Raw genomic sequence first — 7858 nt, 5'->3', positions numbered from 1 at the left:
CAGGAATTTAACAGAACACAATAACGGAATCAATCTAATTCTGTTCCATGCTTACGTTTCGAATATTGAAACACAATATGCCATTATACTCGCGTATAATGGCATATTGTGTTTCAATATTCGAAACGTAAGCATGGAACAGAATTAGATTGATTCCGTTATTGTGTTCTGTTAAATTCCTGTTTTGTGTTTCAATAATGATTAGCACGATTATTAAACAGTAATTGATATGTTCTGAAATTGTGTTACGATAATTTAAACGACGTTTCATTCATGGAGGGCCACATGGCTAAGGTTATGGTGGGCGAGCTGATTAACCAGCTCGTCGGCGAAATCGACGAAATCGACGCTTCGGAAATGCCGCAAGGTGAGAAGACAAAGCGCTACAAGGCAGCGGCGTCCCGCTATAAAAACGCGCTGTTTACTGATAAGCGCAAATACCGTGGAAAAGGGCTGGCAAAGCGCATCACGGCTAACACCTATAACGCCTATATGACGCGAGCGCGTAAGCGTTTCGATGAACGGCTACATCATCATTTTGAGAAGAACGTCGCCCGCCTGGCTGACCGGTACCCACTATACGGCGACGAGCTGCGCGAATGGCTGGCACTTCCCGCGGCAGAAATCCGCCAGCGCCATAAGGCGCTAATGGCGCGTCTGAAATCAATCATGCCGCTGGCAGAAGAACTGAGCGGCGTGAAATACGGCACGAAAGCCGGTGACCGCAAGCTTCGCTCGATGGGGAAAAAATACCCTGAATGGAACATCGCACTGGTGATGGCGGCTAGCGAGGACTGGCGCGCAGCGCGCGACAATCTGCACAAAATGTTCCAGCAGGGCATGCAGCTGCTGGAAGAAATGGGCGGCCTTCGCATCAACCACGACGTGCTTTACAGCCTGCAACTGAGCGCCGCCGAGCGCAGTTCTATCCAGCAAAAATGGGGCGAAGTGCTGAGCGAGAAAAAGCGCAACACGGTCCTGATTGACTACCCGGTTTATATGCAGCGCATTACCGAAATCATTGATGCGCCGGTCGACGAAGGGATGAGCCGACGCGTGCATATGGCGCCACTGGCTTTTGCGCTGGCGGCGGTCTCCGGACGGCGTATGATCGAGATTATGTTTCGGGGTGAATTTGAGGTCGTCGGGCCGAATGAGGTGGCGTTCGTAGGCCAGGCGAAAAAGCGCACCGACGACGGCGCGCCGCGTACCATTTACACCCTGTGCGATGCCGAGCTATTCATTAACCGGCTGGAAGCGCTGCGCAGCTGCGCGGCGGCGGCGGATTTTGAACAGGTGATCAAAGGCTACGGTGAGAACGATTCCCGCTCTGAGAACGGGCGCATCAACGCCATTCTGGCCAAAGCGTTTAACCCGTGGGTGAAGCAGTTTTTTAACGACGACCGCCGCGTATACAAAGACAGCCGCGCCATTTATGCGCGTATCGCCTACGAGACGTGGTTCAGGCATGACGCACGCTGGGCCGATAAAGATGAAGACGTCTTCTTTTCGGAAATTTTGGGCCACGATGACGAAAACACCCAGCTGCACTATAAGCAGTTCAAGCTGCATAACTTCTCCCGGACGTGGACGCCGGAAGGCGGAAACGAAAACTCTCGCCTGCAGGCGCTACAGGATCTCGATGACCAGATGCCCGGATTCGCGCGCGGTGACGCGGCGGTGCGAATGCATGAAGAACTGAAAAAAATCATTGAGGAAAAGCCGGACGAGTTGATCACGGTTAACACACTGCGCAAGCTGAAATTTAACCCGACGCTGGTGGGCCGCTATCTGGAGTTCGTCGCACCTGCGCTGCAGCAGGTTGTTGGTGAAAATGGGCAGTACCGGCTGGTGACCGAAACCGAACCGCTGGTGCTGGATAATGCGCAGTACGCCGACGAGCTGGACGACGACGAAGACGACGGCGAGGCTGATGATGCATCGCTGGAAGATGACGAAATTGACAGCGATGAAGCCCCCGAAACCGAGCAAACCGCTGCCGAAGAAAAAAGGCCGGCACGCGAGGATAAAGCCCCGCCAGCCCGACCGCGTTTCGATGCGCCAAAGCATAACGCCGAGGGCGAATGGGTGATCCGCTATGAGTTTGACGGCCAGCGCTATGCGTGGACCGGTGCGGCGGAAAACCTGCGGGAAGCGATGCAGAAAGCATGGGAAACGCACCACGCCTGATCTAGACAAGCAATCGGGACCACGGTCCCGATTTTTTTTACACCCCTTCCAGCTTCACGCGCGCATCGTTAACGATGTGCGTGATTACCCCGAACAAAATCCCCTCGTCACTATCGCCAACCTCTTCTGCAGTGAGTGAAATTTTGCGGTCGGGATTGTTCAGTTCTTCCAGGTGAAGGCGCGGCACCGTGCGGTAACGTACCAGCTTAAACTGACCGCCGATGTTCGCGGCAATTATGCTGCCGTCCAGCGGTTTGTTCGCACTATTGCATACCAGCAAAGCCCCCTTTTTAATTCCGGCCAGCGCTGATTCCGTTTCGGTTTTAAATAAATAAACCGAAGCCGCATTGGTATTACAGAGCATGTCTAAAGACGGGCGGTCTTCTACAAAATCTTGAGCGGGTGATGGGAATCCCATAATTTTATCCTCGGTTTATTACTGTATTTTTATACAGTATAAATCACGATAAAAATAAAGGAAGGCCCGAAGTTGGGATCGGCGTTCAGGCAATTGAAAAGACGCGGGAAAAAATATCACTGCGTGATAATTGCGAAATTATGCGGCGGAGAATGCTTCGTTAGGATGGAAGAAAAAAATTATATGCCAGTAAGAGAGAACTGACTGTTTTACTCATTATAGTGAATCATACAGGCACAAAAAAACCGCCTGGGGAGGCGGCTTAGATGTGCGTGAATGTGGGGGCATTACACGCAACGGTCGGATGCTACGAGACCGGAAGTTGTCAGGGACTATTGTCGGCTACATTGACGGGACCGTCAAGTATGGCTGCTTATTTTATAGGCATTACGTGCTATTCCCGCGCCTTGATTAAGGATTAAAAATGTTTCTATGTTGCCGAACGGCATCGTATACTGCGGCGCATGACGCTGTTGTACTGGTCCGTATGCAGGGGTCTGAGATCTGGTGTTTTAAAAATCGGTGGGAATCGAATTTTGCTACTGGCGTAGCGTGATTCAGGTAACGATCATCGCAGGCATGTTTTAGCGCCCTAACGTAACGTTTCTGCGCTTAGACAAGCCGCGACTGCCTTGTGAAACAAATGATAGCCGCGCGCATCACAGTTTCTTAGTCAGCCGTTTGCGACGCCGACTAAACATCAAATTTGTAAAGACCGTGTTCTGTGGGGGCGATGGGGATCGCTGAAGGTGGGCACTGTTAAGTCAGAGCACATTTATCAACCCTGCTGCGAGACCGGAAGTTGTCATTTCTTGTCGTAAGTGAGTTCCCTGCCTGCTGCAAACGAGCTTCGCAGTCTTAAGAAATTAAGGCTGAAAAATGGATAAAAAAACCTTCGTGTTTCTAGTCCTGTTGGCGGTACTGAAATCTTTTGGAAGCGATACGCCTGCAATTAACGTTCATGCGGATCACTTCTTCTCGGTGACAGTAGTTAAAGACAGCAAGTAAACCCAACAATCGCCGGGCTAGTCCCGGCTTTTGTGATCTTATACCCCGCAAAATTTCCCAGCTGCAGCGCGCGCCGGTTCGCGTGCTTTGACGTGATCCAGATGTTTCGTTATCTCTAAACACTAACAAACGATCTGGATCAGCCATTCACGCCGGTTTTGCCCCTCTGTCAGCTCGCCGTGAGGCGCTTAAGCGCCGCGTGTTCGGCTGGCGTCAGGCTGCCAATGCGTTCAGCCAGATACATGCCCGCAAGCGTTGAGCGCGTCAGGCTGGCTGGCATGGATGCCAGTTCTGCCATTTCCGCCATGCTCAGCTCGCTGCATACCCAGGCGAACGGTACCGGCGTGTTGGCCAGCGCACGTTCTACCGCGCCCGCCGCGCCCCGTTCTGGCAAGTGCTCACTGGCGGTGATTGGGTCACAATCGTGTGATCCAGATCTTTCGTTATCTCTAAACACTAACAAACGATCTGGATCATCATCTTCGGGCATTTCTTCGGCTTCGGTCTTGAGGCTGTAGAACGATTTACCGGCCTTAACGCGGGCCGTGTGCAGGCTTTCCATGAAGTCGAAGGAATCCGCCTCCACGAGCATCACACGCGCCCCACGCGCGCCTAAGCGATCGTTCTCAACATTCCACCCAAGAGCGCCGCAAATGTCCTTAAAAACGACGTCAGGGCGTTTGTTGGCACCATTGCGCCCCAGATAGCCACCAAACCGCAGCGTCGTGTTAAACGAGCGTACGCTTACCATTTCCACCACTGCCTGCAGAGCGTCCTTCTGTGCGTCTCTGGTGGCGTACCCTTCGCCCGTTTCGATGTTGATGCCGCACTTTTCAAAGTACAGTCGCAGCGCGTTGCGATGGTATAGCGCGTTGATACGGTTCGGCACTTCCACCAGACGTTGCCAACGCACTTTCGGACTGATAACCAGCGGCTGCAGGCGCTGGAATTTTTCGTCGGCTTCGGCGCGCGTGTGCGCCAGCACGTTGACGTACTGGACGCGCCCGGCGCGGCGGAAACTGTAGCTGAAGTTTTTCAGCTTCTGGTGCAGGTCAATCGCCGCTGCAGAAGCTTCGTCCATGCGCATCAGCTCCAGCAGGCTGAGTTTCTTGCGCCCGCCATCGAGAAGAAATTCCAGGGACATTGGCGTCACCGGCAGCATCAGCTCGTTTTCGATTTCATAGCGTGCAAGCTGTGCCTGCTGTACCACGTCGAGATATTCCACCTCGAGCAGCGCGTCGCGTTCTTCCTCTGTTGGCGTTTCCGCTTCCATGTGGATCAGGACCGTTTGCTCCCACACGCGGTCGCGGGCTTCGCAGCGCATCGCCTTCCCGGCTTCGCTGGCGCTTTCGTCGCTGGCTAGGCGCTCAACCAGATAGCCGTCGGCCTCCAGAATCAGCAGCAGGTTGTTGCGGAAGTCATTACGCGAGGCAGCTTCCTGCGCAGCCAGGTGGATCTGCATGTCGGCGAAATCAGAGTCATCAAGGCCGAACGATACGCGCCCAGTGCTTTTGTCGAACTGAACGTCCGACACGTTACCCAGCACGTTATCGGTGTAAATAGTGGCGTCGGCATACGCGCCCCGGCGTTCGTCAACGCTGGTTTCCTTTCGGCCCGGCTGTTGCTCAATGCCCAGCATGAAGGTGTGCGCCTTGCGGTCGCGTCGCAGCATCTGGATCGCATCGGACGGCACAATCTGACCGCAGAACAGGCCAAAGTGGCGGGTGAAGTGCTTAACCTCAATTGAAACGCCGGACGAAATCGCCGGGCTGTAAATCAGGCCGTCATAGTGAACCGCCTGATTATTTGGTTTATCGGTGAACGCTTCCACGTCCGGCAGCTGCTTAGTGTCCTGGCTGACGTAAAGGAATTTTTTGTCCGGGAACGTTTCGCGCAGGTGCTCATAAATTCCGCTGCCGAACGCCTTAGAGTCGGTGGCCACCAGAACCTTTTCATCAGCTTTCACGGCGCGCGTGATTTCCAGAAACAGGCGGTCGCGGTCCGTGTGAACTACGCGGCGCTTGTGCGGTGCGCTACCGTCGTCCGGCACAAACAGGTCGTCCGTAGAGAGGTCGATAACGTGAATGTGCGACCAGCCAGGAATGCCGAGCGCCTGTCGGCGCTTCATGACCAGCTCAAGGAAAGTGATCAGCGAATCGTTGGCGTCGGCGTCTGCCATCAGGGCGGTACCGTCTGTACGCGCGAACGCGTCCACCAAGTGGTTGAACACGGCAACCTGTCGTTCCATCGCTTTGCCGACCAGAATGGCGCGCAGGCACTGTGTGGCTTCGTCCAGCCCTACGAAATCGTGGTTGTGGACCAGCGGCTGCCACTTGTCTTTGATGATGGAGTTAATGCAGATCGTCAGCTTGTTGATGGTTTCCGGCGGGATGCCGTTCAGGTCGTCGCGATAGTAGAAAATACCGGCGTCGGCGGTGCTGCTGCTGTCGTCGCTCAGCTGCATGACGTCGTGCATCGAACTCATCAGCGCGACGCGGTTCGCCATGACGAACGCGCGGAAAGCGGCCTGCATCAGCGGGCGCAGCATTTCCTTTGTCTTGCCGCTTCCCATTGGGGCGCGGAGGATGACCGGGCCGGTAACGGCGCGCTTCTGAACCATCGCCAGAATCTTTTTGGAAATTTTCGTGTCCTGCAGGCGCGTATAAGTGACGTGTGCCGGTCGTTTTGCCGGGTCCGTAATGTCGCGGCTGAATGAACGTGGCGACTGCGCTTGCTGTTTCTTGACGCGGTACTTCCAGTCAAGGCGGCTGGCGACGTTAATGCAGGTTTGTTCCGGCGCGTTCAGGCTTGCCAGTTCGCGCTGGATCAGGGTTTTCAGGTGTTCGAATGGGATAACTGCCGGGCAGCTCAGCATGCCGGTATCGACGCACTCAAACGCCAGTTTTTCAAATGAAGGCTGGCGCGTGTCGGCAAAACTCAGTTTCAGCAGCGCGGAGTCGAACAGGTTGCCCGGCATAGCGAGGCGGTTTTCCGTCGCTTTAAGCTGGCGCGCCGTCTCTTTCTTTCCGGCCTGAACAAACAGATCGTTAAAGTCGTTGCCGGTCGGACCATCAAACGTCGGGAACTGGCAGCGGATATTGTGATCCGGGTACGCCTGGAGGATTTCAACGCCGGTGCGCATGCCGGTGTTACCTTCACCGGGTGCTTTGCGGTCGTTGTCCAGCAGGCAGACGATTTCTGCTGCGCTTTCCAGCCCGATAAGCTGGTCGACAATGTGCTTCATGTTGTTAGCGGAAACCGCCATGATCACCGCGTCGAAACGTTCCGGATCGGCAAGGTATGCCGACGCAGCTGATGCGAAGCCTTCCGCCACGCCGATACGTTTGGCATCGACCAGTGTGCCGATGATATGGCACGCGCCGGAAAAGCTGACGCCTTCAATCGCTTCGGTCTGGAATTTCTTACCGTTGGCGAAGATACGCTGCCAGCCTGCCACCTTTCCGGCCAGTGGTCCGTTCAGGTGCGCCAGAGGGATCGCCATAAATTCAGTGGGTTGCGAAGTGGGACCACGGTCCCGCATGGTTACGCGGCGCACATTGCAGTGCGCAAAAACGTCGGCGATCTGCTTTGTTACGGCATACGGATGCGTACCATCTTCCAGCGGTGCGGCGTCAAAAGCAGCCTTAACCGCGTTGTACGCTTCCATCACGCGCACGGCTTCCAGCTTCTGCTGTTCGGCTGCGGCGGCGAGCAGCGTGTCGCGTTCTTCCTTCGCCTTGTCCAGCTTCTGCTGACGTTCAGCGAGGCGACGTTCTTCGGCTACCGGGTCCGGGACCGTGGTCCCGATTCTGGCGCGATAGTCGTTGAAAAGCTGCCAGAGGAAGCTGTAACCGCTCCACTGGCCAGCGCCAGGACCTTTGCGCACGAAGTTGATAAATGGCACGGACAGGCCGTCTTTTTCTTCCAGACGTGAGAAGAAATCGACCTTGCCTTTATCTGATTTATTCAGGGCTTGGGTTTTAGCGCGGGAGTATTTTGAGAAGCGGCTTTCGGGACCGCCTGTCTGGTGCAGAATGACCAGCGACGCCGTGGCGGACCAGTTAATACCGGCCTGCGCGGCGATAGCCTGCAGCTCAAGTTCGCCTGCGCGCATAAGCGCGTAGGGGTCGGAGCCAAATTCCGACTGGTAGAAATCCTTTAATGTCATTTTTTAACCAGTAAAAGTACGCATTAATCTTGCGCACAGGCACCGGTCTTAGCTACAATGACAACTCTTACGAA

The 7858-nt window shown here is 54.8% G+C and carries 4 protein-coding genes; 2 read left to right on the top strand and 2 right to left on the bottom strand.

Annotated features, from left to right (window positions below; genetic code table 11):
• The first annotated feature begins 285 nt into the window (after positions 1-285).
• Entirely contained in the window at positions 286-2190 is a 1905-nt protein-coding gene (locus tag F7Q90_RS12590) for a protelomerase family protein (protein WP_006122363.1), read from the top strand.
• A gap of 37 nt (positions 2191-2227) precedes the next feature.
• Here the strand turns inward: F7Q90_RS12590 and F7Q90_RS12585 are convergent, their stop codons facing one another.
• Complete coding sequence (locus F7Q90_RS12585; RefSeq protein ID WP_044243583.1) at positions 2228-2608, bottom strand: HumD family translesion DNA polymerase; 381 nt, start codon at positions 2606-2608, stop codon at positions 2228-2230.
• Positions 2609-3487: 879 nt separating this feature from the next.
• Between F7Q90_RS12585 and F7Q90_RS27630 the strand changes: the two genes are divergently transcribed.
• Positions 3488-3616: a hypothetical protein gene (locus F7Q90_RS27630; RefSeq protein ID WP_006122365.1), complete on the top strand. Its 129-nt coding sequence runs from the start codon at positions 3488-3490 to the stop codon at positions 3614-3616.
• Positions 3617-3785: 169 nt separating this feature from the next.
• Here the strand turns inward: F7Q90_RS27630 and F7Q90_RS12580 are convergent, their stop codons facing one another.
• Complete coding sequence (locus F7Q90_RS12580; RefSeq protein WP_006122366.1) at positions 3786-7784, bottom strand: plasmid replication protein, CyRepA1 family; 3999 nt, start codon at positions 7782-7784, stop codon at positions 3786-3788.
• Between the last annotated feature and the right edge of the window lie 74 nt (positions 7785-7858).

This window comes from Pantoea stewartii subsp. stewartii, from assembly GCF_008801695.1.
GTDB classification, from domain to species: Bacteria; Pseudomonadota; Gammaproteobacteria; order Enterobacterales; family Enterobacteriaceae; genus Pantoea; species Pantoea stewartii.
This window is presented reverse-complemented; position numbering and strand designations above follow the sequence as displayed.

Bases quoted from the DNA above. Each gene is read 5' to 3' on its own strand.
- F7Q90_RS12590 (WP_006122363.1), top strand. From the start codon at position 286: ATGGCTAAGGTTATGGTGGGCGAGCTGATTAACCAGCTCGTCGGCGAA.
- F7Q90_RS27630 (WP_006122365.1), top strand. From the start codon at position 3,488: ATGGATAAAAAAACCTTCGTGTTTCTAGTCCTGTTGGCGGTACTGAAA.
- F7Q90_RS12585 (WP_044243583.1), bottom strand. From the start codon at position 2,608: ATGGGATTCCCATCACCCGCTCAAGATTTTGTAGAAGACCGCCCGTCT.
- F7Q90_RS12580 (WP_006122366.1), bottom strand. From the start codon at position 7,784: ATGACATTAAAGGATTTCTACCAGTCGGAATTTGGCTCCGACCCCTAC.